The sequence below is a fragment of the Roseivirga misakiensis genome, from assembly GCF_001747105.1.
Classification (GTDB): domain Bacteria; phylum Bacteroidota; class Bacteroidia; order Cytophagales; family Cyclobacteriaceae; genus Roseivirga; species Roseivirga misakiensis.
Map to the genome: position 1 here is coordinate 2,535,791 of NZ_MDGQ01000005.1, position 26,887 is coordinate 2,562,677.

At 40.0% G+C, this 26,887-nt stretch carries 26 protein-coding genes and 1 tRNA gene; 9 read left to right on the plus strand and 18 right to left on the minus strand.

The annotated features are described in order from the left end of the window. Positions 1–131: 131 nt before the first annotated feature. Entirely contained in the window at positions 132–692 is a 561-nt protein-coding gene (locus BFP71_RS18745; RefSeq protein WP_069836931.1) for a hypothetical protein, read from the minus strand. 119 nt (positions 693–811) lie between these two features. On the opposite strand from BFP71_RS18745, the gene BFP71_RS18750 reads away from it, so the two are divergent. From BFP71_RS18750 to BFP71_RS18760, 3 genes are read left to right on the plus strand one after another with little or no spacing between them, the layout of a single operon-like run. Next, positions 812–2,050, plus strand: a complete 1,239-nt coding sequence (locus tag BFP71_RS18750) for a 3-deoxy-D-manno-octulosonic acid transferase (RefSeq protein ID WP_069836932.1) — start codon at positions 812–814, stop codon at positions 2,048–2,050. Further along, a complete protein-coding gene (gene rsgA, locus BFP71_RS18755) occupies positions 2,047–2,970 on the plus strand; it encodes a ribosome small subunit-dependent GTPase A (protein WP_069836933.1) in 924 nt (307 codons plus the stop codon). Before BFP71_RS18750 ends, rsgA begins: the two co-directional genes overlap by 4 nt. A 10-nt stretch (positions 2,971–2,980) precedes the next feature. After that, positions 2,981–3,508: an inorganic diphosphatase gene (locus tag BFP71_RS18760; RefSeq protein ID WP_069837167.1), complete on the plus strand. Its 528-nt coding sequence runs from the start codon at positions 2,981–2,983 to the stop codon at positions 3,506–3,508. 24 nt (positions 3,509–3,532) lie between these two features. Here BFP71_RS18760 and BFP71_RS18765 read toward each other — a convergent pair whose 3' ends face one another. Then, positions 3,533–3,919, minus strand: coding sequence for an acyl-CoA thioesterase (locus BFP71_RS18765; RefSeq protein WP_069836934.1), 387 nt, complete (start codon positions 3,917–3,919; stop codon positions 3,533–3,535). Between the two features lie 4 nt (positions 3,920–3,923). Further along, positions 3,924–4,373, minus strand: a complete 450-nt coding sequence (locus tag BFP71_RS18770) for a Dps family protein (protein ID WP_069836935.1) — start codon at positions 4,371–4,373, stop codon at positions 3,924–3,926. An 85-nt stretch (positions 4,374–4,458) separates the two neighbouring features. Between BFP71_RS18770 and BFP71_RS18775 the strand changes: the two genes are divergently transcribed. Beyond that, positions 4,459–5,391 (plus strand): LysR substrate-binding domain-containing protein, encoded by a 933-nt coding sequence (locus BFP71_RS18775; RefSeq protein ID WP_069836936.1) that lies wholly within the window; start codon positions 4,459–4,461, stop codon positions 5,389–5,391. A 6-nt stretch (positions 5,392–5,397) separates the two neighbouring features. Here BFP71_RS18775 and BFP71_RS18780 read toward each other — a convergent pair whose 3' ends face one another. The 7 genes from BFP71_RS18780 to BFP71_RS18810 all read right to left on the minus strand — a co-directional run bounded on the left by BFP71_RS18780 (position 5,398) and on the right by BFP71_RS18810 (position 11,301). Continuing rightward, positions 5,398–6,147 carry a MerR family transcriptional regulator gene (locus tag BFP71_RS18780; RefSeq protein WP_176723391.1) on the minus strand — a complete coding sequence of 250 codons (750 nt, stop codon included), beginning with the start codon at positions 6,145–6,147 and terminating at the stop codon, positions 5,398–5,400. 181 nt (positions 6,148–6,328) lie between these two features. Further along, positions 6,329–7,801, minus strand: a complete 1,473-nt coding sequence (locus tag BFP71_RS18785) for a hypothetical protein (protein ID WP_069836938.1) — start codon at positions 7,799–7,801, stop codon at positions 6,329–6,331. A 119-nt stretch (positions 7,802–7,920) separates the two neighbouring features. Next, positions 7,921–8,892, minus strand: coding sequence for an arsenosugar biosynthesis arsenite methyltransferase ArsM (arsM, locus tag BFP71_RS18790; protein ID WP_069836939.1), 972 nt, complete (start codon positions 8,890–8,892; stop codon positions 7,921–7,923). Positions 8,893–8,897: 5 nt separating this feature from the next. Then, positions 8,898–9,956 (minus strand): arsenosugar biosynthesis radical SAM (seleno)protein ArsS, encoded by a 1,059-nt coding sequence (gene arsS / locus BFP71_RS18795; RefSeq protein ID WP_069836940.1) that lies wholly within the window; start codon positions 9,954–9,956, stop codon positions 8,898–8,900. Between the two features lies 1 nt (position 9,957). Then, positions 9,958–10,293, minus strand: coding sequence for an arsenosugar biosynthesis-associated peroxidase-like protein (locus BFP71_RS18800; protein ID WP_069836941.1), 336 nt, complete (start codon positions 10,291–10,293; stop codon positions 9,958–9,960). 59 nt (positions 10,294–10,352) lie between these two features. Next, complete coding sequence (locus BFP71_RS18805) at positions 10,353–11,030, minus strand: TIGR04282 family arsenosugar biosynthesis glycosyltransferase (RefSeq protein WP_069836942.1); 678 nt, start codon at positions 11,028–11,030, stop codon at positions 10,353–10,355. A 197-nt stretch (positions 11,031–11,227) separates the two neighbouring features. Continuing rightward, a tRNA-Arg gene (locus BFP71_RS18810) sits at positions 11,228–11,301 on the minus strand. A gap of 124 nt (positions 11,302–11,425) precedes the next feature. Here BFP71_RS18810 and BFP71_RS18815 point away from each other — a divergent pair. Beyond that, positions 11,426–12,133 (plus strand): outer membrane beta-barrel protein, encoded by a 708-nt coding sequence (locus BFP71_RS18815; RefSeq protein WP_069836943.1) that lies wholly within the window; start codon positions 11,426–11,428, stop codon positions 12,131–12,133. An 8-nt stretch (positions 12,134–12,141) separates the two neighbouring features. On the opposite strand, the gene BFP71_RS18820 is transcribed toward BFP71_RS18815, so the two are convergent. Genes BFP71_RS18820 through rpoN form a run of 3 tightly spaced genes read right to left on the minus strand, consistent with a single transcriptional unit; the run spans position 12,142 to position 14,995 of the window. After that, complete coding sequence (locus BFP71_RS18820) at positions 12,142–12,921, minus strand: enoyl-CoA hydratase-related protein (RefSeq protein WP_069836944.1); 780 nt, start codon at positions 12,919–12,921, stop codon at positions 12,142–12,144. A 3-nt stretch (positions 12,922–12,924) separates the two neighbouring features. After that, positions 12,925–13,494 (minus strand): phosphatase PAP2 family protein, encoded by a 570-nt coding sequence (locus BFP71_RS18825; protein ID WP_069836945.1) that lies wholly within the window; start codon positions 13,492–13,494, stop codon positions 12,925–12,927. Positions 13,495–13,543: 49 nt separating this feature from the next. Continuing rightward, entirely contained in the window at positions 13,544–14,995 is a 1,452-nt protein-coding gene (gene rpoN / locus BFP71_RS18830) for an RNA polymerase factor sigma-54 (protein WP_069836946.1), read from the minus strand. Positions 14,996–15,253: 258 nt separating this feature from the next. Between rpoN and asnS the strand changes: the two genes are divergently transcribed. Further along, positions 15,254–16,702 (plus strand): asparagine--tRNA ligase, encoded by a 1,449-nt coding sequence (gene asnS, locus BFP71_RS18835; RefSeq protein WP_222843501.1) that lies wholly within the window; start codon positions 15,254–15,256, stop codon positions 16,700–16,702. A 35-nt stretch (positions 16,703–16,737) separates the two neighbouring features. On the opposite strand, the gene BFP71_RS18840 is transcribed toward asnS, so the two are convergent. Continuing rightward, positions 16,738–17,115 carry a T9SS type A sorting domain-containing protein gene (locus tag BFP71_RS18840; protein ID WP_088125121.1) on the minus strand — a complete coding sequence of 126 codons (378 nt, stop codon included), beginning with the start codon at positions 17,113–17,115 and terminating at the stop codon, positions 16,738–16,740. Positions 17,116–17,397: 282 nt separating this feature from the next. Further along, positions 17,398–18,318 (minus strand): ComEA family DNA-binding protein, encoded by a 921-nt coding sequence (locus tag BFP71_RS18845; RefSeq protein ID WP_069836948.1) that lies wholly within the window; start codon positions 18,316–18,318, stop codon positions 17,398–17,400. 91 nt (positions 18,319–18,409) lie between these two features. On the opposite strand from BFP71_RS18845, the gene hemA reads away from it, so the two are divergent. Both hemA and BFP71_RS18855 read left to right on the plus strand, forming a co-directional pair. Continuing rightward, positions 18,410–19,771: a glutamyl-tRNA reductase gene (hemA, locus tag BFP71_RS18850; protein ID WP_245701869.1), complete on the plus strand. Its 1,362-nt coding sequence runs from the start codon at positions 18,410–18,412 to the stop codon at positions 19,769–19,771. A gap of 79 nt (positions 19,772–19,850) precedes the next feature. Beyond that, positions 19,851–22,067, plus strand: a complete 2,217-nt coding sequence (locus BFP71_RS18855; protein WP_069836949.1) for a WG repeat-containing protein — start codon at positions 19,851–19,853, stop codon at positions 22,065–22,067. A gap of 49 nt (positions 22,068–22,116) precedes the next feature. Here the strand turns inward: BFP71_RS18855 and floA are convergent, their stop codons facing one another. From floA to proS, 3 genes are read right to left on the minus strand one after another with little or no spacing between them, the layout of a single operon-like run. Beyond that, positions 22,117–23,121, minus strand: a complete 1,005-nt coding sequence (gene floA, locus BFP71_RS18860; protein ID WP_069836950.1) for a flotillin-like protein FloA — start codon at positions 23,119–23,121, stop codon at positions 22,117–22,119. A gap of 7 nt (positions 23,122–23,128) precedes the next feature. Further along, positions 23,129–23,596 carry an NfeD family protein gene (locus BFP71_RS18865; RefSeq protein ID WP_069836951.1) on the minus strand — a complete coding sequence of 156 codons (468 nt, stop codon included), beginning with the start codon at positions 23,594–23,596 and terminating at the stop codon, positions 23,129–23,131. Positions 23,597–23,641: 45 nt separating this feature from the next. Further along, positions 23,642–25,120: a proline--tRNA ligase gene (gene proS / locus BFP71_RS18870; RefSeq protein WP_069836952.1), complete on the minus strand. Its 1,479-nt coding sequence runs from the start codon at positions 25,118–25,120 to the stop codon at positions 23,642–23,644. A 133-nt stretch (positions 25,121–25,253) separates the two neighbouring features. On the opposite strand from proS, the gene BFP71_RS19405 reads away from it, so the two are divergent. Beyond that, entirely contained in the window at positions 25,254–26,873 is a 1,620-nt protein-coding gene (locus tag BFP71_RS19405) for a hypothetical protein (protein ID WP_176723392.1), read from the plus strand. The last annotated feature ends 14 nt before the right edge of the window (positions 26,874–26,887 follow it).

Sequence of the window (26,887 nt, forward strand, 5' to 3'; positions counted from 1 at the left end):
TGAAAAAATTCAAAAAATAAGTCAGTAGTCGTAATAGTAGTCATTTAGCCCAATGCCTATTGATTCTACAATGGGCAAATGGCAGTCTCATTTCTTAATAGGGAGTGACCTAATACAGAGTTAGCGGAAAATCACCCTCCGCCCGTGGATGGTTGAGCCACTGATGCCGTAATATCCCAAGAAATACTAACATCAAAATCACCGTCAATATCATCCGTGAAATCTCCCGTTACAATTATATCGAAAGGTTGTAAGTTGTCCATGATAGATTCCAAACTGGCCACTTGCGCAGCACTTAAAGCCGAAGCAGGATTTCCATCTTCAAAAGCGATGACTTCTCCCGTATTTTCAACAACTAGGCCTGTGATCACTAAAATCTCTGTAGTGGTACCATTCAATCGCGTCGCTATGCTTAAGTCCATCAATACCAAATTCCCAGAATTATTGCTATAACCAGACACTTCATAGGTAAGCTTATCCAGTTTAATGCTCTCGATTTGTTCAGCATCTTCATTAAAAAATTGGGTAATGTCAACGACTTGGCTTCCCGAAAAAACATTATCATCGGCAGCATTTATTTGGCTTGACGGCATTGTGAAAGAATAGCTACTTGAAGCAGGCACAGTGATTATCACTCCTTCCTCGCAGGCCATAAAAATCAATAGAACTAAAAGTAAACTCAGCTTTTTCATGATGATAAAGTTACAATTTTTTATATACACTCTACATGTTTTTTTATGTAAGGCCATCAATTCAAATCACTAAGCTTCTGTCAAAAGGAATCTGACTTTGTTTCCTATTTTTGCATTCCATGCTTTTACTCTACAACCTTAGCACAAGGTTTTACTTTTTAATTATCAGAATAGCCAGTCTTTTTAATACAAAGGCAAAACAGGCCATTTTGGGTAGAAACAATGTTTTTTCAAGTTTGAAAACATTCTGTGAAGCTTCTGATCAACCCATTGCATGGTTCCATGCAGCCTCGCTAGGAGAATTTGAGCAAGGTTTGCCTGTTATGGAGAGTTATAAATCCGCTTTTCCTAACCACAGTATTCTGGTCACTTTTTTCTCCCCTTCAGGATTTGAGTTGAGGAAAAATCATCCTGTTGCGGACTTTGTTTGTTACTTGCCTTTTGACTCCAAATCTAATGCAAAGAGGTTTCTCGATTTAGTAAAACCGGCTCAAGTTTTTTTCATTAAATACGAATACTGGTTTCACTTTTTAAAGGCTGTAAACAAAAGGCGTATTCCATTATATAGCTTATCAGCGCTTTTTACGCCAAACCACATCTTCTTTAAATGGTATGGAGGCATTCACCGTAAAATGCTCAGTTTTTTCGACCATACTTTTGTTCAAAATCAGTCTTCGCTTGATTTATTAGCGGAATTAGGAATTAAAAAAGCCTCAATTTCTGGCGACACGCGATTTGACCGTGTTTTAAATACCATTGCCCTCCCTGACTCTTTTCCAGCAATCGAATCGTTCAAATCAAACGCTCAACTCATGATTGTGGGTAGTGCTTGGCCGAGCGACATGCAGGTCTTGCTACCCTTTATCAATTCAGCCGGTCAGGACTTGAAAATCCTTATCGCTCCTCACTTAGTTGATGATCAGCACGTTAAAAAAATAATTGAGGGAATAGCACTAAAAACTTATCGATACTCAACCTCTAAAACCATCCCTGAAGATGCCCAAGTGCTTATTTTAGATACCATAGGGATGCTATCGTCAGTCTATCAATACGGTGATTTTGCCTACATTGGCGGTGCGTTCGGAGATGGTTTGCACAATATTCTTGAAGCCGTTGCCTTCGGTTTACCTGTTGTCTATGGCAACAAAGGTTTGGACAAATTTCCTGAATCAATCGAGTTGAAGAATAGAAATGGCGGATTTTCTGTCTCAAACCAAAAGGAAGCTACCAAAATCCTCTCAAATTTGTTGGACGAAGATCTTAGACAAGAGGCTCGTCAAGTTTGCCTAAACTATGTCAAAGAAAATGCTGGTGCTACCGATCATATTATGGACTTCCTAAAACGTACTAACGCATGAGAGGGCAAGTGATTAAATCGACGGGGAGTTGGTATGAGGTTAAAAACGAGGAGAACAGGGTTTACAGAAGCAGATTGCGTGGCAAATTCAAAACGCAAGGCATTAAAATCAACAATCCCATAGCGGTTGGTGATTGGGTAGAAATTGAAGAAGAGGAAAAGGGCGATAAATCCGCAGTAATCACTCAAATTCACGATAGGCAAAACTACATTATCAGGAAATCGACTCGCAAAACGGGCCATTCTCATATTCTAGCCGCGAACATCGATCAGGCTTTACTTTTGGCCACCGTTACTTTTCCCAAGACTTCCCTTGGATTTATTGACCGTTTTTTGGTCAGTGCAGAATCCTTTAGAATCCCTGCATTGGTTGTCTTCAATAAAAAAGATTTATTGAATGAAGATGGCATCAACTTTTGCAGAGATTTGATCAATATGTACGAATCCATCGGGTATAAGGGATGTCTCATCTCCGTTCTAGACGAAGAAGGTATCCATGAACTAAAGGGTTTGTTAAAAGATAAGACCACGTTAATCGCAGGGCACTCAGGTGTAGGCAAGTCCACCTTACTCAATCTACTCGTTCCAAATCAGATACAAAAAACCGGTGAAGTGTCGAGTTATGCCAACAAAGGCACTCATACCACCACTTTTGCGGAAATGTTTGAAATGGATGGAAACGCGAAATTGATCGATACGCCTGGTATTAAGGAACTTGGTTTAGTCGATATGGAAGCATCGGAAATAAGTCATTATTTCCCTGAAATGAGGGCTTATTTAGGGGAATGTAAATTCAATAATTGCCTCCATACGAATGAACCGGGCTGTGAGGTTCTTGCTGCTTTTGAAGCTGGAGAAATTGAAGGCTCAAGGTATCATAGCTATCTGAGCATACTTGAAGATTACGATAATAGAAGATAAACAACTACTTATGAATCCATGGCATGACGTATCGCCCGGGGACAACCTCCCAATTACAGTAAATGCGATTATAGAGATTCCAAAAAATAATAGGGCAAAGTATGAATTAGATAAGGAAAGTGGACTTCTAAAGATGGATCGGGTGATTTATAGCTCCATGTATTACCCTCATAATTACGGGTTTATCCCGCAGACTTATTGCGATGATGATGATCCTTTAGATATTCTTGTCATTTCTCAAATACCGATCGTTTCCATGTGTATTGTGGAAGCCAAGATTATAGGCGTGATGCGTATGCTTGATCAAGGCGAAGCGGATGACAAAATTATTGCAGTGGCTGAACATGATAAATCTGTCAGTCATATTGAAAACATTGAGGAGTTACCTGAACATACCCTTAATGAATTGAAAAACTTCTTCGAGGATTACAAAAAGCTAGAGGATAAAGAGGTGGTAGTAGAAAGGTTTCAAAACAGAAAACTTGCTCAAGAAATCTTCCAACAGAGTATTGAAGATTATAAGAACAAGTTTTCATAATTAGCTAAACGTAGACTGTGCCTTTTAGCGCAGTCTATCTTTTACATATTCTACTTTCGTTTTACCGTGAGGCGCTGGCTTGCCATCTGCCCCTAAGTTTACCATTACAATCTTTTCTATGCTCAATATTTCCTGATGCGTGAGTTTATTTCTAACCTCACACCGGAGTGTAATGGAAGAGTTACCAAACCCAATTGCCTCGATACCTAATTCGATAATATCGCCTTGAACAGGGGCATTTATAAAATTGATCTCTGACATAAACTTGGTAACAATATGCCTATTCTCTAGCTGCACAATGGTATATAAGGCAGCTTCCTCATCTATCCACTCTAGCAGTCTACCGCCAAAAAGCGTTCCGTTAGGGTTTAAATCCTCTGGTTTTACCCATTTTCTTGTTTGAAAATTCATAGGCCTAGTTTAAAAATGATTTCAACATCCAATTCTGTTTTTGTAACTCCTGAATATAGCTAGTAAAAATATCTAGCGTTCCTTCGTCACCAATTTGATTAGCCTCTTTGAGCAACTCATCTACATTCTCGATTAAAACTTTATTGGCATCCACGATGGCCGAAACCATTTTATTAGCCTCTAATAACTCTGCATACGATTCTACATTTGCATTGGCCAAGATGTTCTTTAAAGACCCTTTTGGTGTCCCATCTAGTGCTAAAATGCGCTCCGCCACTTCATCAATTTTCAAAGCGGCTTCATTATACAATTCCTCAAACTTTTCATGTAGTATAAAGAAAAATGGTCCCTTTACATTCCAATGGAAAAGCCTGAGATTTTGATAGTGTACTTGGTAGTTAATCAACAATTGGTTGAGTTTTTCTACCACAGCTGTTTTATTTAAAATTTCCATATCTATATTTTTTGCGTTGATATTCTTGATATGAAAACCCTATTTACTAAATTAATGTCCCTTCAATAATATTGTTATTATCTATATGACATTGCAACAATTAGAGTACATCGTAGCCCTAGATACCCATCGGCATTTTGTCAATGCAGCCGAGAGTTGTTTCGTTACACAACCTACGCTCACGCTACAGATCAAAAAGCTTGAAACAGAAATGGGTACGCAAATATTCGATCGATCCAAGCACCCGATAGCACCGACAAAAACAGGAGAAACGGTAATTGAAAGCGCCCGACAAATATTAAGGGAGGTTAATAGACTGAAGGAGTTTGTAAACACAGAAAAGGACGATTTGAGTGGCACTTTCAGAATAGGGGTCATTCCTACTGTGGCGCCATATCTAATGCCCTTGTTTTTAAAGAGCTTTACGGATGCAAACCCCAAAATCAAACTCATTATCCGAGAGATTGAGTCTGAACAAATCATTCAGGATATCAAAAATGATCTGCTTGACATCGGGATTTTAGCGACACCGCTAGATGAAAATAGCTTAAGAGAGGTTCCACTTTACAATGAACCTTTTCTAGTATACGCCGCAGAGCATCACCCATTATATCAAGAAAAAGAAATTGACGCCACTGGCTTACCCGTAAAAGGGCTTTGGCTATTAAATCAAGGCCACTGCCTGCGAAACCAAGTATTGAATATTTGTAGTCAGAGAAGGAATGCTCAAAACAATAACCTAAGCTATGAAAGTGGCTCGATTGAAACGCTAAAAAACCTTGTGAGAAATCATACTGGGTATACACTTGTGCCTGAGTTGGCGGTGAGAGCGGATGATCAGACCGACAAAAGAGTTATCCGATTTAAACAACCTGAGCCTACTCGCGAAATTAGTTTAGTCGTGCACCAAAGTTTTAACAAAGAGGCGCTTATTGAACACTTTAGAGCCGCCATTCTTTCCCATATTCCAGATCACTTTAAAAAAGCCAAGACCTTCAATAGGATAAAATGGCGGTAGTTGTTCCTAAACTTTCATCCCGTTATCACAAAATTGATGCATGCCTCGGCTCAAAAATTCAGCTAGCCCGGGTTTAACTTCATCATAATGTTTTTTAAACCTTTCGTCTTCTAAATACATATTCGCTAGTCCTCGATATCGCTCCTCTGACACCTCGTAGAACTTCTGAATATGTTGAAAATGCAGTTGAATCACTTGCTGTACTTCCCTATCATTCGCTGGCTTATGGATTAAATTGGCTAGCCAGAGATTGATCTCTTCGGCCTCTTGTTTCGTATCCTTCCACCCCTGTTTACTCATGGCTTGGATATTTTGCTTCGCCTCCTCTACTTCATCGCCCCATCTGGCCTTAACTTCGGCTTCATATGCCGTAGCATCCGCTTTTGAGAAACCCTCGTACATTTCTTCATCCGTAATCATACCTTCTTTGTTTTTTAGTTCATTGATAGTTTTGTCAATGGTGATGATCAACTTTTGGAGGTTTGACGATTTTTTGAGCAATGCTTTTCTCTGGCGATTCAGAGAATCAATTAGATCAAAACTTTCACTATCCAGAATTCGCTTGATCTCACTGAGCTCATAGCCGAGTGTTTTGTAAAACATGATCTGTTGAAGTCTGTAGAGCTCCTCTTTCTGATAAAATCGATACCCCTTATCCGATCTATTCGCTGGACTAAGCAATCCGATGTTATCGTAATGATGTAAGGTTCGGATACTTACATTAGCCAGTTCCGCTAACGCTTTAATCGAATACAATTGATTATCATTTTCCATTGGCTTCAAAGAAACAGGCTAACGTTACGTCAGAGTCAAGTAAAAATATGATTTTCTTTAAAACGTCTCCGTTTGACCTTTTTAAGAAAGGCTGGTGCAAGAGGGAGAAGAATTTACAAGCTGGGGCTGGTTTGGTGCCCTTAGTTACTGATTTGTGAGCTCCCTACTCTTTCCAGAAAGGAAATTTGACGAATGTTTTCATATTCAGCCGCTCTTGAGTAATTCTTTCGTTCATCAATGGATTGCCTCGGAATTGGTACCTACTCACAGAAATCACATGTTTCCCTCGTGCTAAGCCAGCTATATCAAGCACCGTTTCTATACCATGCTCCCCTTCGTTTGGATGCCTGGTGTAAAAGAACTCAACATTCTCTATCAGTTCACCGTCCAAATAAACCTCATAGAGTGTACTCATACAGTCTAGCGATGATTTTACAAGCGACTCATAGTTTTCATCGGTACCTAAAATATCTTCTATTGTAAGGGTGGTATCTCTTGTCGATTGCACTCCTGCATTGAAAGATTCCGTGAACGAGGCTCGCCTTTCCAAACCCCTAAATTCGGGGCACAGAAAATCTAATATCTCATTACTTGAGGGCGAATAACGAATGAATAAGGGCAAAAAGTCTCTTTCAATATACCTGGATGGGATACTTGCCGAGCCAACAAATCCGCCTGTCCTTTCATCATCATAATTTGATTTCTTAATCGTATACTCATTGGCATTAATTACCTCTGGATAATAAGCGTATGAGTTCCAATTATTGATTTTGAAAACAAAGAATAACGTTACCCCTAACACTAAGGACACCGAGATAATTTGCTTTTTGGTGTAGTTAGTGATGAGGTGATAATAAATACTTCGATAAATAAAAGACAAGGAAATCACACTATAAAATCGATAGATCGGATAGTACAACACCGAAAACCATTTAGATTTTTTGAATGCACTAAAAAGAATAGTGTCCAAAAAGAAAATTATAGCCGCGATAAACAGAAGTGCTACGAGCAGGAAGTTTAATAAGAGAATTAAGGCGGTTACTCCTCCATTAGACCCAATTGCGACCTGTAAATAGGTGCCTAAACCTAACATTGAGAAAAGGAATGAGGCTACCAGAACCACCGATATAATCGAAAAGGCCAACAAATAAGTATAAGCGAAAATCACACTTGATACCTGATCCAAATAGAAGATTAAATCATCTAGAGATCTTACTTTTTCTGGAATTCGTTTTTTAAAAGGACCTTTTAAATTCAGGCCTTCGATATTAATAGTATTTGATACAGAACTTAGGCCAACAATTCCAATCCAGAAACCTCTTAAAAGTAGGTGTATCAATAAACTGACTAAAAAGAACTTGAGGGCAATTGGAATTGTGTTGATAATGAACCGCCCAGAGTCAACAAAAATAACGTTCGATGAGGATGTGGCTACAAGCTTGTTAAAGCCGAAAGAATATTGAAAGCTCTCGTACTCATTGATACTTGTGGCCAGCAAGAAAATCGAAAAACCAGTGATCAGTAATTCTAATTGCCAACTTTCTAATTGAAGGTTTGATACCCACCTCCTTAATTTACCCTCATCAGTTTCAGGTTTGCTATTATCATCGGGTTCGGGCGTACGTAACTGCTTCATAGTCTAAGTTTAAGCAATGAACGTCGGTAAAATGCACCGTACCAACTAAAAAACCAAATGTCCTTAACCAAAAGATGCCGACTGAAAGCCGGCATCTCGAGTATAAATATCAATAAAGACTAGCAGCAACCACCGCCATCATAAAAATAGGTGCTTTCTGATACCCAAATATCGTCGTTGTCCAAAGCTGTAAGGTTTCCTGCAGTTTTATCACAAACTGATAGTGGTTGGTTCGGAAGTAAAACATGCCCTTTGTGGTCATCAAAATATTCTTGATCTCCAGTATAAATGGCTGTTCTTCCCGTAAAAATACACGGACCATCTTCAGGCATCGGGTCTTTTATGGCTGCTACTTCTACACTTTCAATCAGAATTGGTGTAGGCGTATCATAATTTTTTGTGTCCAAAATTCTATATGGTCTTTTGGCTCTAATCTCTATCGTACCGAAACCTGCATCGGTGAGCATTTTTATATAGCTATCTAGTGGTAAGGCACCACTTAAGCAAAGACCACGTAGCCTTTCATCATATTTGAGTGAGTCAGGCATTTCTTGTTCAGCAATCGGGTCAGAAAGCACTAATCTGCCTCTAGGCTTTAATACACGATACATTTCGGCAATCGCTTTCTTTAAATCATCTTCATGGAAGATATTGAAAAGACAGTTTTGGGCAGCCACATCGATCGATTCGTCATCGATCGGTAGGTTTAAGGCATCCCCTTTTCTGACATCGATAAAAGACGGGTCGAACCAGGCGTTCTTATCAGCTGCTTCTCCCATATTATTTCGGCAAGCGTCCATCATCTCATCGACAACATCTACCCCAATGACTCCATTTTTTTGACGACTGAAATAGGCAAACTGTAGTAGTTCCATTCCTCCACCAACTCCTACATAAAGAATCTTAGGCGAGTTGACTAAATCTCTTGGGTGTACCGTACTTCCACATCCATAATTCATATCTAACATGATCTGTGGAATTTCTAATTCGGGAAATGACCAAACTGGTGTGGTTGTACAACACAATCCAACGTCTGGCGTCTCTGCGGCAGCTTTATATATATCTTTTGTTGTTTCTAAATACGTTTCCATAAAATTTAATTAGTTGTAGTACCGCCACAACTGGAACCAGCACCAGCAGTACAACCAAAACAATGTTGGTTAATGATAATTTCTCTATTCTTTACTTTTTCATAGTCAAAATCTCGGACGTGATCTGGCACCCCATTTTTGAGTTTAAGCTCTAGCATTTGATTGAAGTCACAGTCATACAAGTAACCGTCCCAACCTACCGACACCATACTGCGGCACATGACACCAGCAGCTGCCATTGGATTGTAGGCATTAGCGAGTTCATTCATATAATCCTGGTAGTTATCGGTTCGCACCAAATAGTCCAAGAATCGGCTGACAGGAAGGTTAGTTATGGCAAATAGATCATTGAAGACTATGTCATAAGTGTCTTTTAGCTTTCGTTTATACTCCATTTCAAGTACCGATTGATCGTCTGGTAGATAGGCGCCCGATGGGTTATAGACAAGGTCTAATTTCAAGCCCGTACCCTCCTGACCATAACCTTCAGCATTGAGCATTTGCAATGCTTTAATTGATTTCTCAAACACACCATCGCCTCTTTGGGCATCAGTACGTCTGGCGGTAAATGAAGGAAGAGATGACACCACGTTAATCTTATGCTTTTTGAAAAAAGCGGGCAGATCGTGGTACTTTGGATTTGCCAATATGATGGTCAGGTTACATCTTACGATAATATCCTTACCCAATTCTGAAAGCTCCTCTACAAACCATCTAAAATCAGGGTTCATTTCAGGTGCGCCACCTGTTAGATCAACAGCGGTAATGTTGGGGTCCTTTAACGCATCCAGACACTGCTGCATGGTCTCCCTTGTCATAATCTCTTTACGATCAGGCCCAGCATCTACATGGCAGTGCTGACAGACTTGATTGCACATTTTACCCACATTAATCTGAAACACTTGAACTCCAGTTGGTTTGAGTGGCAGTAGATCCGTTTCATTCAACTTTTGACCGAAAGATTTAATACCGACTGATTTGAAGTCACTCAATACTTCAATTTGCTTTTCAGGTGTAGAGAGCCAGTGATTCGTCTTTTTTAAGCTTTTAGTAGCCAGCGCCATATCACATTAATTTATTTTCCATCTCGTTCATCATTTGAACGCCATGTACTAGCACGGCACCGCCCTTTATGGCCGCTGCAACATGCACCGCCTCCATCATTTGCTCTTCATCTGCTCCTTTTTTCATACAAGAGTCTGTGTAAGCATCGATACAATAAGGGCACTGCACGGCATGAGAAACTGCCAATGCTATTAAAGCTTTTTCGCGAGCAGTAAGTGCTCCAGGTTTAAACACGGAACCGTACCAATCGAAAAATTTGGTACCCATTTCTTCCTGTAATTCGGTAATGTTCCCGAACTTTTTCAAGTCCTCGGGATTATAATATGTTTTAGGCATTTTTTGCTTGTTTTTAAGTGATACCAAAACGCTGTTTTGGTGATTTGAATTCGTGAAGGTTATACCAACACTGGGGGTCCGCGATCGCTATAGGCAAAATTATAATCACCGCTCTGAAACTCAGGCGAGAAATCCAGAGAGAAAAATGGTTTGATAAAGCTTTTGAAAAACTTTAGTACTCCCCTAGTTAATTGATGTTGGTGACATATCAGTAAGCGTATATCTTGCTTGTAGTTTAAGTCGATTTTACGGTCTAATTCATAAACCTCGCCTAGTTTACTACTTAACTGCTCATAAATTTTATGACTACCCCAATCAACATCCTTGATGACCGAATTGTAATCCTTTGTAATATCTAGCCCAATTAAATAAGCACCTCCGCGCCGATCTTTACCCAAAGCCTGTTTACCTGCTGATAACTGCTTATCAGCTGTCAAAATATCGTTCACAGTTAATTCAGGTGCGTCATTTCCAATGACTATAACTTTCGAATAACCTCGATCAGAAACAGTTTTCAGGGCAGCCGTCAACCTTTCACCAAAATCACTACCCTCCTGTTGATCAGAATATATTTCGATCACGGGAAGACCAGTAGATTTTGCTGTATTTAGAGATTTCTTTACCAGGAACTTATACAGATCGGCAAAGCGCGCCTTTCTTAGGCCAAAGGTTTTGGCTTTAAACTCATCGTGCTGAGTTCTTGAAAAGAAGAGGATCGCTGTATTTCCGATGGACATGTAATGGGAATTTAGAGGCTTAACCTGTGATTCTCAAAATTAATTTCCTTTATGTTCGGTGAACTGCCTGAATTGTCGCCTACATAACAATTCAATCCTCTCTCGGCAAGATCTTGTTACCTAGATCAAAGTGGAGTTTTGGGGCTGATAATACAAAAAAAGCCCATCGAAAAACGATGAGCTTAGTCTATTTTTAGTGACCTCGACAGGATTCAAACCTGTAACCTCTTGAGCCGTAATCAAGTGCACTATTCAGTTATGCTACGAGGCCAAAATAAACGGAAGTTAAAGTCCGTTAAAATGGTCTGCAAAGGTAATTAATTCTTTTTCTTTGCAAAAGTCGGGTCGATATACTTTTGAAAATACTATCTTTGCTACCGCTTAAATTCAGCTACATGAAGAAGTTCTTATTTGCACTAACTGGTTTACTTTTAATGACTTTGTCTGTTCAGGCGCAAAGACCTGATTTACCAGGCGCATTGATTGTGGATATTGGCATTAATAACTGGAGCAGTGCTCCAGAGAATGTTAGTTTGAATAGTATTCAATCAAAGAGTGTGAACCTGACGTATTACTACGACTTTCCCATCGGAAACAAGGGCTTTACCTTCACGCCTGGAATCGGCTTGGGCTTAGAGAAATATTCTTTACAGAACAACTTCACTTTAACCACTTCAATCAATAACGCTGGCGAAAGATCAATCGCTACAGCTAACATTAATAACATTGTTGATGATGGCTTCAGTTTTGGCAAGTCGAAAGTTGCTATGAACTATGTTGATTTACCCCTCGAATTTCGTTGGTACGCGAGTGGCAACCGCTATAACACAGGTTTCAGAGCTGCGCTCGGGGCTAAAGTAGGTGTGCTTTATTCTTCTTTTACCAAGTTTAGATATGAGGACACAGCGGGCGATGACAACCTTGTAAAGACTAGACAAAATTTAGGCTTGAACAGGTTTAGATATGGTGTCCAAGGTCGCGTCGGTTTTGGTGGATTCAGCGTCTTCGGTTTCTATGAACTGTCAGACAAGTGGGATATAGCCCCAACTGATGGTGAAAATACTAGAACATTTACGTTTGGTATCTCTCTAACAGGTTTCTAAAGACCTGTCTAGTTTCCTTTAAATTCTGGTAATCTTTTCTCCAAAAAGGCAGTAACCCCTTCTTTGTGATCGTGAGTAGCTCCAGCTATATCTTGATTATATGCTTCATATTCTAGCATTTCGTCTAGCGTAGCATTCTGCGACTTATTAAGCATTTTCTTCATTAAGCCGATCGCCTTAGTCGGTGCTTTTGAATAATAATCGGTGTAGGACTTTACTGCAGCATCCAATTCGTCATCGGCCGCACACTTATTGACCAATCCCATTTTCTCGGCTTGTTTCCCAGAAACCCTAGTTCCCATAGTTGACAACTCGAATGCCTTTGCAGACCCCACTAATCGTGGTAAGAAATAGGATGAGCCTGAGTCTAAAACCAAACCAATGTTCACGAAAACTTCTATCAATTTGGCACTCTCGGAAGCTACTACGATATCACAAGCCAGTGCAAACGAGCAACCCGCTCCAGCAGCAACTCCATTTAATCTACAAATCACTGGTTTAGGTAAATTTCTAATTGCCTTAATAATCGGATTATAACGCTTGTGTATAGAGTCTGAAAAAGATCGATTAGGTTCTTTAGAAGATGCCTTTAAATCTTGACCGGAGCAGAAAGCTTTACCCTCTCCCGTTAAAACCACTACTCTTACCTCAGGGTCTTTTTTTACTTCCTTTAATGCCTTTTGAAGCTCAAAAGTGATTTCGTTATTCAGTGCATTGTAGACCTCTGGTCTATTCAATGTTATGGTGGCTACGCCATCCGCTAAATCATATTTTATGAAGTCATACATAAGCTAAAGGAATAAAATGATTGATCCGTAACTAATTATAAAACCAAGTAGACAACCACCAACTATTTCAGATGGTTTGTGCGCATGTAGGTAAAGTCTTGCCCAAGATACTAGACCAGTGAGAGTAACTGCAGCTAGCAAAGGCCAAAATAATGTATTAGTTGCCTGAAAAGTCGATTTAAAGGCGATAATAAAACCTAACCATCCAGCAACTCCAGCCGCATGGGCACTTATTTTCCATTTAAAGGTGATACCATTTGTCACTACAACAACTGCGGTAATGGCTAAGAAAGCTACATTCATGGCGGGAGTCATCCATGCTTGCCCGCGGATCATGAAAGACACCACAATGTAGAAAAGGGAAATAAAGACAAAAGGCAGATATCTATCCTTTCGATTCGTCATGTGTAAATCCTTGATCACTTTCGTTAAGCGAAACATGACAACTGTGAGCACAGGAACCAAGCAAGTAGTAACGAAAATGAGTGAAATAACCGTCCGCTTACTACTATCTGCCAAGTTTGTACTATTACCTAAATGAAATAAGATGGTGTAGAATACCAAAGAGGGCATCAACAGTGGCTGGAACAAATAGGTTATGAACTTGGCAAGAAAACTCAAATCACAATTCTTTTCTCAAACGTGCCACAGGTATATTTAGCTGCTCACGATATTTGGCAACAGTTCTTCGGGCAATATTATAGCCTCTAGCCTTCAGCGATTTCTCTAGTTTATCATCAGAAAGTGGTTTCTTCTTATCCTCTTTGCTGATCATTTCGGCTAAAACGTTTTTCACTTCTCGGCTACTCACGTCTTCTCCGCTCACTGTAGATATACCTTCGCTAAAAAAGTATTTCAAAGGAAATATCCCAAAATCAGTCTGGATAGATTTAGAATTGGCCACACGAGAGACAGTGGATATGTCCATCTGAATTTCATTGGCAATATCTTTCAATATCATCGGGCGAAGCTTAGTCTCATCCCCTTCCAAGAAAAACTCATATTGAAACTTCAAGATAGACTCCATTGTCCGCAGCAAAGTATTTTGTCGCTGTTTAATCGCATCTATAAACCATTTGGCCGCGTCTAGCTTTTGCTTTACAAAAGAGACTGTTTCTTTAAGCTTCTTATCCTTTTTATCGCTCTTATCGTAAGCAGAGAACATTTCAGAATAAGACTGGCTCACTCTAAGTTCTGGTGCATTACGACTGTTTAATGTTAAGTCAAATTCCCCATCATTATTAGTCATAATAAAGTCAGGAATTAAGTATTGTGTCTTTACTAAACCACCAGAAATTGCACCTGGCTTAGGGTTTAGTTTGGTAATTGCATTTACGGCATCCTTTAGAAGGTCATCATGCTCGATGTTAAGCTTCTTGATGATTTTATCGTAATGCTTTTTGGTAAACTCATCGAAACAAAACTGAATGATTTTTATGGCAGTTATGATACTTGGATCATCTTCAATATCATCAGCCTTTCTCTCCAATTGAATAAGAAGACATTCTTGCAAACTTCGAGCGGCGATACCAGGCGGATCAAATTTCTGAATCTGACCTAGAAGCTCTTCCAATTCCTCAGTATCGGACTCTACATTTTGAGCAAATGCCAAGTCATTAACGATCGAGTCAAGCTCTCGCCTGATATATCCATCCGTTTCAATACTTCCTATTAACTGTTTTGCAATAACCTCTTGACGCTCGTCTAAACCCAAAAAGCCCAGTTGCGCTTCTAACTGATCGTTTAGAGAGGCCTGCATGGCAACCGGCATTTCACGATCTTCTTCATCGCTATAATTACCATCACCCTGCATTTTATAACCAGAATAGTCATCATCGCCCAAATAGTCTTCCACATTTAGGTCTTCTGTAGAACTAACTTCTGCATCATCGAACTCCTCTTTCTCTTGGACAGGCTCTTCTTCTCTACCCTCTTCCAAGGCAGGGTTGATTTCAAGCTCCTCCTCTACTCGAGTATCGAGCTCGGCAGTTGGCACCTGCAACAGTTTGATAAACTGTATTTGCTGTGGTGACAGCTTCTGACTTAAAGATTGGTTAAGACTGAGTTTTTGCATCTTTTAAATGAGATACTTTGTTGCTTCTTTCTCAAATTTAAAGGAAAGAACGAAGAAGCGATATAATGATGACACTTTTTAACAAAAATCGTGCGAAAAAATTTAAAAGTAGGGTTCTGTACCCATAAGGCATTTTTTGGAGAGGTCTCAACAAATAATACAGCCCTAATTCACCATTGTAAATGATTATCAATTAGTTGTGATTGAGGTTAAAAAATGATTGTTTTGCGTTCCCCGAGAATCATTAGGGATTTTACTATGAAAATGCAGCGCACCAAAATATCGAAGCTTTTAGAAGCCACTGAGTTAGATGTAGATATCCATGTTAAAGGCTGGGTAAGAACGAAGAGAGGAAACAAGCATGTTGCCTTTATCGCATTGAATGATGGTTCATCTATCCACAGCATTCAAATAGTTGCGGACCCAAATACGATCGGCGAAGATTTATTGAAGGGAGTAAGTACTGGCGCTAGTATTTCTGTTTTTGGTAAACTCGTTGCTTCACAAGGATCTGGTCAGAAAGTAGAGATAACCGCAGAGCGGATTGAAGTGATCGGGGTAGCCGATCCAGAGAAGTATCCTTTACAACCAAAAAAGCACTCTTTAGAGTTTCTAAGAGAAATAGCACATTTAAGACCCAGAACTAACACCTTCGGCGCGATTTTCAGGATAAGACATGCGATGTCTTATGCCGTCCACAAGTTCTTTAATGACAAAGGCTTTTACTATTGGCATAACCCTTTTGTGACTGGCTCCGATGCTGAGGGTGCTGGTGAAATGTTCAGGGTCACGACACTGGATCCGACCAACCCGCCATTAACGGAAGATGGTAAAGTAGACTACAGCCAAGATTTTTTTGGTAAAGAAACCAATTTGACTGTTTCAGGTCAGTTAGAAGGCGAGCTCGGTGCTCTAGCACTTGGCGAAATCTACACGTTTGGACCTACATTCCGAGCTGAAAACTCTAACACAACCAGACACTTGTCGGAATTCTGGATGATAGAGCCTGAGATGGCTTTCTATGACCTAACCGATAACATGGATTTAGCGGAAGAATTTTTACAATTCTTGTGTCAATATGCACTAGATCATTGTGCAGATGACTTAGCGTTTTTAGAGAAGCGTTTGATAGATGAGGATAAGGTAAAACCGCAGGCTGAACGCAGTCCGATGACTTTGACGGACAAACTGAAGTTTGTTGTAGAAAATCCTTTTGAAAGGCTCACGTATACAGAAGCAATCCAAATACTGAGCAATTCTAAACCAAATAAAAAAGGCAAGTTTCAATTTCCAGTTGAAGGTTGGGGCACTGACTTACAGTCGGAACACGAGCGCTACCTCGTAGAAAAGCATTTTAAGAAACCTGTTATCCTAACTGATTACCCTAAAGACATTAAGGCATTTTACATGCGTATGAATGAAGATGGAAACACTGTTGGGGCCATGGACATTTTGTTCCCAGGAATTGGTGAAATCGTTGGAGGTTCTCAACGCGAGGAGCGACTGGAAGTTTTGACCAGTAGAATGGCAGAAATGGGCATTCCTGAGGAGGACATGGACTGGTACTTGGATACTAGGAGATTTGGCACCGCACCGCACAGTGGATTTGGTCTTGGCTTTGAAAGATTAATGATCTTCGTAACTGGGCTTTCGAATATACGAGACGTTATTCCATTCCCGAGGACTCCGGGCAGCGCAGCGTTCTAAAGACAAAACAATAAAGGCCGATATTATCGGCCTTTCTATTTCTTACTAAATCTTACGGTTTGTTGGAACTTGGTTTTATCATCCCTGACTAGAACTAGATAATAACCTCGCGGAAAGGACTCCACATCCACTTTGTACTTTTTATCTCCGTTCTTTTCCAAATTAATTTTGACGATTTTCCCAATGATGCTTCGGATTTCAATCTTCGGCTTGACTAATTCTAAATCCGAAAGATCAATATTTAAATAATGGGAAGTGGGATTTGGAAACACTTCGACTTTCGCCTTCTCATTTGAGTTTGCACCCATGGCATCTAATCGCTGAGACTGCGCGGAAACACTAAAAGCCACGAACATAAGGACTAGTCCAAAGACTATTCTTACAGGTGAAATATGGCGATTGAAGATTCCCATTATATAGTTAGACCCCTATTAATGTAATAAGGTTTAGTTAAAGTTATAGTTTTTTCAAATAAAAGACACTTAACAAACGTTAATAATTCTTTATGGGGTTTTTAAAGCAAATCTGATGCCAGCATTACTCTTTTTAGATTCGCTCTAATTAGAACAAACACACTTCAGAAAAGCAACACTTTTTTGCCCTGTTAAGGGAGCCCAACATCTTTAGAACTGCCTAGTTTTCATAGTCAATACTGTGTAGCTACATGAAAGGCTGCTTGGATTACATGATTTTGTTCAAAACACGATGTAAGGTGCTAGTTTCAAGACTGTTGAAGAGTCCATTAGGGTAATTCTGAATAAATCTGCCTCTTTCAGAAACTTACCCTTGCTACTCTTTAGGTTCATGATCTGTTTTGTTTGCTCAAAGTCGATATAGGGGTGTGCCAGGATGACCTTGAAGGTGGCTAAATTTATAGGTATTCTTTCGAGCTTGGGGTTTTCCTCGAGCGTCAATCTGGACTTAATAGCCACAAATAAGGAATCATTCATGCCGTAAACTTCCTTTAACTGATTGATAGAGTGAAAGCCACCCAATAATTTTCGGTATCCTAGAATCCGACGTGCGTAACTTGAACCAATTCCTTTCAGTGATTTTAGCCCTACCGAATCCACAGTATTTAGATTATAAGTGATTAATTTTTCTGTCAGCTTATCTTTCTTCGGTAGTCTTGGCGATCGCTTGGGTAAAACTGGTTTTTCTTCTTCTCTCCTTACTCTCTTGGGCACTGAATTTGGTAGATCAATATAGTTTTCCAATCGACGATAAATTGAATCTGGAAAGCCATAAATTTTCAGCAGATCGAACTTTACTCTAAATGTCCCTCCTTTATTGCGATAATTATCAATCCTTCGCCCTAAGAATTCAGGAATACCTAATTGATTAAATTTTTCAAGAGGTAAATTATTTGGATTAAATCGCTCTAGAGGTGGTAAAACTAGCAATAATTCCTCTTGGAACCCCTGCTCTATTTTTGCTGTAAGGGAATCAAGCAGCCTTTTATCTGTTTCTCCAGTATGGTAATTGATACTGAAAAAATGCCTAAACAATGAAGGTGCTAACAAGAGTAACAAGATGAGTGGAATGAGTACAACTACTCCATTGATCTCCGATTTAGATAGACCCAACCATTCGTTTAACAGCTTTTTCAGTTTCAATATTGTATAATTATTTTACAATTTTTTTAATATAAATTTATCTAAAGAGAAAACACATGATTTTTGTCACTTTTTAGGTTGGGCAAATGTCATGGCACCACGTTTTATTAATGAACAAATTGGGTGTTATTTCTTTTATACTGATGTGGCAGAGCTTATCTTTGCACCGCGTGAGTCTAACGACAAAAAAACAATGCAGAATCATTTCAAAGTAGTAGGAATCTCATTCAAAAACGCTCCAGTGGAGATCCGTGAGATTATTGCTTTGGACGCTAGTCTAATAGGCAATTTATTAACTGAATTCAGAGATATACTTGGCTTAGAAGAGTCCTTGATCGTATCTACTTGCAACAGGACAGAAATCTTTTACAGCGATGTAGAAGATAGATCGAGAGATATCATAGCCTTAATAGCCGCAAAAAAAGGACTAGGCAAAGTTGATTCATACTTATCAATGTTCAAGTCCATCACCGACGGATTCGAAGCTTCTGCATATTTATTCAGAGTCGCGCTTGGCCTTGAAGCCCAAGTAATCGGTGACCTTCAAATTATTAATCAAGTAAAACAAGCCTATCAACTTGCAGCAGACCACAACACAGCCGGTCCATTCATGCATAGGCTTCTACATACGGTTTTCTTCGCAAACAAGCGTGTTTTTCAGGAAACCGCTTTTAGAGATGGTGCCGCTAGCGTGTCTTATGCTTCAGCTAGTTTAGTCAGAACTATTTCAGAGTCTTTCGTAGACCCAAGAGTTCTGGTGATCGGATTGGGAGAGATTGGTGAAGATTTAGCAAGACATTTATCAGAGGAAACCTTCACGGTAAACTTATGCAATCGTACCAATGAAAAATCTCAATCACTTGGTGCAGAATTAAACTTGGACTATATCGCTTTCGAGGAAGTAAAGAAAAGCTTGCCGAATTACGATATCATTATATCCAGCGTACCTGTAAAGGACTTCATCAATGCTGATGATTTGAATAATAAGGAGGTTGGAATCCAATACCTGATTGACCTTTCTATCCCACGATCGATTGACCCTGAAGTAGATTCATTGAAAGGGGTTTCGGTTTACAACATTGATGAAATTCAGGAAAAAGCATCTAAAGCGGTAGAAAAACGAATCGCTGCTATTCCAGAAGTTGAGTCCATCATCGCAGAAACTATGGAGGGAATTAAGGAGTGGTCTAAGGAAATGCTCGTCTCTCCTACTATACAGAAACTGAAAAACGCTTTAGAGGATATTCGAAAAGATGAGCTTCAGCGTCACTTGAAAAACGCGTCTCCAGAAATGGAAGAGTTTGCCGAAAAGCTATCAAAAAGTCTGACTCAAAAAATCATGAAATTGCCAGTGCTTGAGCTAAAAGCGGCTTGTAAGCGTGGCGAAGCTGATAGCTTAGTGGAAGCGATTACCGACATTTTTCAATTAGATCAGGAAACTGCTCGCAAATAAAATTTCATCTTCTTTAAAATAATAGGGAGCAAACGCTAATTTCGTCAGCCAAAGCTATTTATTTCCGTATTAGACTCTAATGCACCCTATTCGACTGTTACTTTTTCTGGTAGCCTTACCTTTTTTAACCTTAAGCTTAAGTGCTCAAAAGTATGAGTCTTTCTCTGCCAATGGAAAGTATGGCATTAAGAATACACTAACAGGAAATACCGTAGTTGATGCCCAATTTGAATCTGTAGGTTGGTCAAAAGGGTCAATTGCGTTATCGGATGGGTTCACAGGGGCTCAACAGAATGAAAAATGGGCTCTTTACAAACTCGATGGCACCAAACTGACCGATCATCTATATGCTGAGCTCTATCCTTTTATTGACGGACTTTTCATAGTGGCTAAAAGATCAAGCGGATCGATACTCCTTTCTTATGGCATTATCAATAGCAAAGGAAAGACGGTTTTACCGCATGGCTACACTAATCTAGAACCATACGATGGTACAATAATAGTAACCAAACAACTGGCAAGCGTATACAGAAAGGGGGTCCTGAGTCCTAATGGAAAAACGCTAATACCGATTGAGTTCAGCACTGTAAAAGGCGTTGAGAAAGGCCTTTTTGAAGTTAAAAACAACAAAGGTCGTGCAGCACTTTATGATAATAATGGCAAGGCTTTGACAGCATTTGATTTTGAATCCATTAAAAGTCTCAATGACCAATTTTTAGAAGTAGTTTCTTATGGTAGGCTCGGCCTAATTGATAAGAAAGGAAACACCATTGTAGAGCCTATCTACAAGTCGATTACCTCGGTTAATGGGAAGACTCGTGCACTACCTTTCACAAAATGGGATTACTACTCCTCGGGATCATTTCAAAGAAGCCTTTTTTTTGATCAAATTGACTTCGTACGAAATGATGCTTTTGCCGTAAATAGCGCCGGCAACATGGGGCTTTTAAATTCTACTGGTGAGTTTATTAATTATAAACCTGGCTTCAATTTCAAAAGAACGAGTAATGGCCTATCTATAGTTAAAGAAATTCGAACAGGTTTTAGTGGGGTAATTGATGCAACGGGAAAACAGATAGTTCCTTTGAATTATGACAGTCTAGTGATTACAGACGACTTGGTATTTGTTCAGACTCGAAACGAAAACAGTCAATATTGGAATGTACTGAGCAGAAAAGGAAAAAAACAGAGCCTGTATGAATATGATAGAATATCGAAGATGCAAAATGGTGTAATTGAAGCTTCTCGAAATCGAAAATATGGCTTTCTCGATCCTAAAACCGGTAAAGAATCAAGCCCCTTCTTTTATGACAGCATCTCTCCTTTTAAAAATGGTTTGGCGGTAGTAGGCTATCAAAATAGTTTTGGGGCGATTAATGCCAAAGGCAATTGGGTAATCACGCCCTATAGTGATAGCCTGAGTATTTTGGGCAATAGAGTCTTATCGAAACAAGGAAGTGAGTATAAGGTCTTCAGTCTTGAAGGCAAGTTATTGACAAATTCCTACTATCAGTTGGTGCCGTTACCCCTTGGCTATTATCAAAATGAGGCTGATGGCCTTGTTCTGTATAACGACTTGAATAAGCGCCTTCTGGAACCAAATTATGATGTTATAACGGCGGTCAGCTCCGACCTTTATTTGTTGACCCGAGACAGCTTGCGTTTTCTATATAGACCGAGTGATAAATCTGACTATCGTTTGGATGATGGGATTCAATTCTTAGGACAATACTATTCAGGGTATTTCCCTGTAAAAATAGACGATCAATGGGGCTATCTGAACAGCGAGGGTCAGTTGAAAATTGCTAACCGTTACGAAGCCGTGGGTACGTTTTCTGAAGGTCTTTTCTCGGTTAAGGTCATTGGGAAATGGGCTTTCTTAGATGAAAACGAAAACTTTGTGATACAGCCTATTTATGAAGAAGTTGATCAATTTACCAACGGGCTATGTGTTGTAAAAGGGCCAAATGGCTACGGGATGATTGATAGGTCTGGGAAGGAAATTTTAGCCTTAAAATATGCGAAAATCGAGCGTAAAGATGGCTTTATCCTGCTCATGAAGAATGAGTTACTTGGTATTGCCGACGTTCAAGGCAAACTGACCAAAGATCCGCAGTTTGATAATATCACTGCTTTAAAAGAAGGCTTCTTCTTGGTAGAGAGAGCTGGGCTTAAAGGTATTATCAACATAAATGGTGAGGACGTTGTACCAATAGTCTATGAAAACATCATACAGAACGGAGACCAATTCCTCGCTTCCGAATCTGCCACTTGGCACGTAATTGACCTTAAATAAAAAGGCCACACTGAGCTTTCAGCATGGCCTTTTTCTATTTTAGTTTCCTTTATTTCTTTCCTGGATCGTCTTTTTTCTTTGAAGAACTGCTCTTTTGAGGTGGATTGGCAATCGCTTCTCTCATGTCCGTATCTGACTGAATATTTTCCATTTTATAGTAATCCATCACCCCTAAATTACCTGACCTGAAAGCATCTGCCAATGCCAACGGCACCTCTGCTTCAGCTTCTATTACTTTCGCTCTCGCTTCTTGAGACTTGGCCTTCATTTCTTGTTCTTCGGCAACCGCCATCGCTCTACGTTCCTCCGCTTTCGCTTCAGCAACTTTTAAATCAGCCTGAGCCTGATCTGTTTGGAGCGTTGCACCAATATTTGCACCCACGTCAATATCCGCTATATCAATGGAAAGGATTTCAAATGCCGTACCAGCATCTAAACCTCTTTGTAATACCAGTTTCGATATTTTATCTGGATTCTCAAGAACTGCCTGATGCGATTGAGCTGATCCGATCGAGGTAACGATACCTTCACCTACTCTAGCCAAAATAGTGTCCTCACCTGCTCCACCGACTAACTGCTGAATGTTCGCCCTTACCGTAACTCTTGCTACTGCGATTAATTGGATACCATCTTGAGCCACTGCAGCGACTTTTGGCGTAGTGATCACTTTTGGGTTTACAGAGATTTGAACAGCCTCAAACACTTCTCGTCCAGCAAGGTCAATGGCAGTTGCCTGCTTGAACTCTAGGTTTATATTAGCCTTATCAGCAGATATCAAGGCTTTAATTACTGATGGGACATTACCACCTGCCAAATAATGAGTCTCTAGCTCATTACTCGTTACACTTAGCCCAGCCTTGGTAGCTGTAATTAAGGAGTTCACAATAATTCCTGGAGGAACTTTCCTAATTCTCATACCAATTAGATCTGCGATACTCACACTCACTTTTGTGAACTGAGCGGTAATCCACAAGCCTACTGGTACAAAATATAGGAAGGTAAAAAGGACTAAAACCCCTCCGACAACTAGAACTATTGGCAAATAATTTTCCATATCTATCTTATGCTAATTTGACTATTATCTTATTTCCATTTATTCGCACAATTCTCACTGTGCTGCCAGCATCTATTAAATCTCCTTGTGAACTTACTTCGTATGTTTTGCCATCAAACTCGGCTTTACCGATTGGTTTGAGGTCGGATTGGGCCAAACCTGACATATCTAATCGAAGTGCATCTACATAACCTTCCTTAACCTTTGAATTGATCTGGGAACCTAAGGCGAACCTCTTCCAAGTCTTAGCTTTTAGGCCGTAGATCAACAAACCTCCACCGGCTACTGCGGAACCAATAAAAACATAGGTCCCTGTGGTATTTCCATAGTTCTCATAAGTGAAATAAACCCCTACTGCTACCAGCAAGGCACCAAGAATTCCGAAAATGGTTGTTCCAGGAATAAAGATTAGCTCTACTACAACGAGCACTAACCCGATTAATATGAGTAGAACAATGTAAATCCAGTCTGCCATGATTAATTATACTAGGAGACTCAATATACGATTAATTGTGTTCCACTAATACGCTTTCGCAAAAAGGGCACGAACTTTTGAAGGCTTACCTGTATAAATACATTTACCTTCCTCTTCTACAGCATCAATTGGGATACAACGAATGGTTGCCTTGGTTTCGTTCTTGATCTTTTCTTCGGTTTCGGCAGTACCGTCCCAATGCGCTGAAATAAATCCACCTTCATTTTCTAACACCTCCTTGAACTCTTCATAAGTTTCAACAGAACGCGTGTTTTCAGTTCGGAAATCCTGTGCTTTTTGATAAATAGCATTCTGAATTTCTTCCATCAGGCCTTGGATTTTCTCAGTCAGATCGTTTTCTAAACTAAACGTTTCTTTCACACCAGTATCTCTTCTGGCTATTTCAACAGAGTTGTTCTCCATATCTTTCGGCCCGATAGCAATACGAACTGGCACTCCTTTTAGCTCCCATTCGGCAAACTTAAAGCCTGGCTTGTAAGTATCACGTCCATCAAACTTCACGGAAACACCTACTGCTCTTAATGCCTTGATGATGCCATCTGCTTTTTCGCTTATCGCATTTAGTTGATCTTCTCCTTTATATATAGGAACAATAACCACCTGAATTGGCGCTAATTTCGGCGGCAACACAAGACCTTGGTCATCTGAATGGGCCATAATCAAAGCACCCATAAGTCGAGTGCTTACTCCCCATGAAGTTCCCCAGACATAATCTTGGCCTCCTTCTCTGTTTGCAAACTTTACATCAAAAGCCTTGGCAAAATTTTGCCCTAGAAAGTGTGAGGTACCAGCCTGTAACGCTTTACCATCTTGCATTAGGGCTTCGATACAATACGTCTCGATTGCCCCAGCAAACCTTTCGCTTTCGGATTTTATTCCTTTAACCACTGGCACAGCCATAAAATCCTCTGCAAACGACGCATAAACATTCATCATTTGTACTGACTCATCTATAGCCTCTTGCTTTGTAGCATGAGCAGTATGTCCTTCTTGCCAAAGAAACTCAGTAGTTCTTAGGAAAAAGCGCGTTCTCATTTCCCATCGGACCACATTGGCCCATTGGTTAACCATAATTGGTAGGTCACGATAAGACTGAACCCAATTCTTGTAAGTACTCCAGATAATAGTCTCAGATGTTGGACGCACGATCAGCTCTTCCTCCAATTTGGCTTCCGGGTCTACTACAACGCCGTTACCTTCCTCATCGTTTTTTAATCGATAATGAGTAACTACGGCACACTCCTTTGCGAATCCATCTACATGATCCGCTTCTTTGCTCAAGTATGACTTTGGGATAAAAAGAGGGAAATAAGCATTTGTATGCCCAGTTTCCTTAAACATTCTATCAATTTCAGCCTGCATTTTCTCCCAGATCGAGTAACCATAGGGTTTTATGACCATACATCCTCTTACAGCAGAGTTTTCTGCTAAATCCGCTTTCTTAACTAATTCATTGTACCACAATGAATAATCTTCACTCCTTTTTGGCAATCCTTTGCTCATATTCTCAGATTTGGTATGATCCTTGCTGTTTTTGCGTTGATAAAATGTTCGACAAATATAGAATTTTCGAATATTTTCTCGACCAAAAAAAGTAAATAGACGTTAAGTCATTAGGCCAGTAAAAAAGAAAGTCATGAAAAGTCGAATTCATCTCAAATTGTTAATGGCACCACTCAGCATGCTCACGCTGTTTGCATGCGCTCCCAACCAATATCAACAAACGTCGGAATATGATGATGTATATTTTACATCATCTGACAGACAAAAGGCTCCGAAGGTCATAACCAAACCAGTTTCGGATACAGAAGATATTTCCCAAGCTATTACCTTGGCAAACTCTTCAAGAGCAGCAGTTGACGAAAAACTTGTCAATAAATACACAAATAATACTCCTTCTGAAGTAGAATACTTTGTTCAAGGTGAAGTTGGACCGAAGGTTGAAAAGCCGAACCAATTGAACTACAGAGATTTCATTTCTGATTATGAAAACGAATTCTTAGCAAACTATACCTTACCCCTCGACTGGGAAACTGAATGGGACGAAAATTATTTTAATGATCTTGTTCGCAATGATTTCGAGTTCAGGCTTGCTTGGTATGAACAATACTATGTAGGTAGGTCCGATAGAATGGATAGGTACTTAAATGCTAGTTCTGGTAGAATTGGAAGTGCCGTTTTCTCGGACTTTAACCAGTCTAGACTAATAGTTAATGGTTTTGCCCCAGTAGTCGTGAGACCAAGATTTGGTTTCACCGCTAATATTGGGTTTGGCCGAGGATTCTGGAACGGATTCGGTATCGGGTTCGGAAATGGTTTTTACGATCCATTCTTCAACGATCCATTCTTTTACGACCCATTTTTCTTCAATGCATCATGGGGATGGAATGGCTTTAATCGCTGGAACAGGTGGAACCGTTGGAATAGATGGGGAGGCTTTAACCGTTGGGGAGGTTTTAACGACCCATATGTATACTGCCCACCAATTTTCAGTAACCAGTACATTCACCGTGGAGATGTAATCGTTGCCCAAAACAATAGAACTTATACTAGGGGTGGAAGACTGCAATCTTCTTCAGTGAGAAGTGTAAGGTCCGATGCCGTGAATGGCGTGACACCGACAAGGTCTCAGCGTTTATCATCCACTTCAGGAAACTCTAGGTCGGCGGTAACTAGAAGTGCTATCGCATCAAGATCACAGAGAAGTAGCGGTAGAGTAAGATCTTCATCTTCTAGCGGAGTTTCCTCTAGCAGAAGTTCTACTAGAAATTCTACTAGTTCTGTAGCAAGCACACGATCAACACGATCAAGAAGAACAAGCACTGATGCTTATCGCTTTGATGATTCATCGAGAAGCCGACGTTCTTCAAGTGTACGTGCCAATGCAACTAGTGGTAGATCTGCTGTAAGCTCTAGAACATCAAGAAGTTCATCTTCAAGGTCAAGCGTAAGCAGAAGTTCTTCTAGCAGAAGTAGCTCCAGTAGACCAACCTTTAGTAGAAGCAGCTCTTCCAGATCAAGCAGCGTTCGATCTTCTAGCAGTAGAAGCAGCTCATCTAGAAGCAGCGTTTCAAGAAGCTCGAGCCGTTCTTCTTCTAGCTCTAGGTCAAGTGGTGTAAGAAGTAGTTCTTCAAGAAGCTCTTCTAGATCTAGTGGCGTTAGCAGAAGTAGTTCTTCAAGAAGTAGCAGCGGCTCTTCAAGAAGCAGCTCTTCTAGCAGAAGCGGAGGTTCAAGATCATCAGGTAGAGGTAACTAGGTAGTCAACACAAA

Excerpts from the sequence above, each read along its gene's own strand:
- BFP71_RS18750 (WP_069836932.1), top strand. The coding sequence starts at position 812 with ATGCTTTTACTCTACAACCTTAGCACAAGGTTTTACTTTTTAATTATC.
- BFP71_RS18765 (WP_069836934.1), bottom strand. The coding sequence starts at position 3,919 with ATGAATTTTCAAACAAGAAAATGGGTAAAACCAGAGGATTTAAACCCT.
- asnS (WP_222843501.1), top strand. The coding sequence starts at position 15,254 with ATGAAAATGCAGCGCACCAAAATATCGAAGCTTTTAGAAGCCACTGAG.
- BFP71_RS18745 (WP_069836931.1), bottom strand. The coding sequence starts at position 692 with ATGAAAAAGCTGAGTTTACTTTTAGTTCTATTGATTTTTATGGCCTGC.
- rpoN (WP_069836946.1), bottom strand. The coding sequence starts at position 14,995 with ATGCAAAAACTCAGTCTTAACCAATCTTTAAGTCAGAAGCTGTCACCA.
- arsS (WP_069836940.1), bottom strand. The coding sequence starts at position 9,956 with ATGGCGCTGGCTACTAAAAGCTTAAAAAAGACGAATCACTGGCTCTCT.
- proS (WP_069836952.1), bottom strand. The coding sequence starts at position 25,120 with ATGAGCAAAGGATTGCCAAAAAGGAGTGAAGATTATTCATTGTGGTAC.
- rsgA (WP_069836933.1), top strand. The coding sequence starts at position 2,047 with ATGAGAGGGCAAGTGATTAAATCGACGGGGAGTTGGTATGAGGTTAAA.
- BFP71_RS18815 (WP_069836943.1), top strand. The coding sequence starts at position 11,426 with ATGAAGAAGTTCTTATTTGCACTAACTGGTTTACTTTTAATGACTTTG.
- BFP71_RS18760 (WP_069837167.1), top strand. The coding sequence starts at position 2,981 with ATGAATCCATGGCATGACGTATCGCCCGGGGACAACCTCCCAATTACA.
- BFP71_RS18865 (WP_069836951.1), bottom strand. The coding sequence starts at position 23,596 with ATGGCAGACTGGATTTACATTGTTCTACTCATATTAATCGGGTTAGTG.
- BFP71_RS18805 (WP_069836942.1), bottom strand. The coding sequence starts at position 11,030 with ATGTCCATCGGAAATACAGCGATCCTCTTCTTTTCAAGAACTCAGCAC.
- BFP71_RS18820 (WP_069836944.1), bottom strand. The coding sequence starts at position 12,921 with ATGTATGACTTCATAAAATATGATTTAGCGGATGGCGTAGCCACCATA.
- BFP71_RS18800 (WP_069836941.1), bottom strand. The coding sequence starts at position 10,293 with ATGCCTAAAACATATTATAATCCCGAGGACTTGAAAAAGTTCGGGAAC.
- hemA (WP_245701869.1), top strand. The coding sequence starts at position 18,410 with ATGGCACCACGTTTTATTAATGAACAAATTGGGTGTTATTTCTTTTAT.
- floA (WP_069836950.1), bottom strand. The coding sequence starts at position 23,121 with ATGGAAAATTATTTGCCAATAGTTCTAGTTGTCGGAGGGGTTTTAGTC.
- BFP71_RS18825 (WP_069836945.1), bottom strand. The coding sequence starts at position 13,494 with ATGCCCTCTTTGGTATTCTACACCATCTTATTTCATTTAGGTAATAGT.
- BFP71_RS18785 (WP_069836938.1), bottom strand. The coding sequence starts at position 7,801 with ATGAAGCAGTTACGTACGCCCGAACCCGATGATAATAGCAAACCTGAA.
- BFP71_RS18855 (WP_069836949.1), top strand. The coding sequence starts at position 19,851 with ATGCACCCTATTCGACTGTTACTTTTTCTGGTAGCCTTACCTTTTTTA.
- arsM (WP_069836939.1), bottom strand. The coding sequence starts at position 8,892 with ATGGAAACGTATTTAGAAACAACAAAAGATATATATAAAGCTGCCGCA.
- BFP71_RS18775 (WP_069836936.1), top strand. The coding sequence starts at position 4,459 with ATGACATTGCAACAATTAGAGTACATCGTAGCCCTAGATACCCATCGG.
- BFP71_RS18840 (WP_088125121.1), bottom strand. The coding sequence starts at position 17,115 with ATGGGAATCTTCAATCGCCATATTTCACCTGTAAGAATAGTCTTTGGA.
- BFP71_RS18770 (WP_069836935.1), bottom strand. The coding sequence starts at position 4,373 with ATGGAAATTTTAAATAAAACAGCTGTGGTAGAAAAACTCAACCAATTG.
- BFP71_RS19405 (WP_176723392.1), top strand. The coding sequence starts at position 25,254 with ATGAAAAGTCGAATTCATCTCAAATTGTTAATGGCACCACTCAGCATG.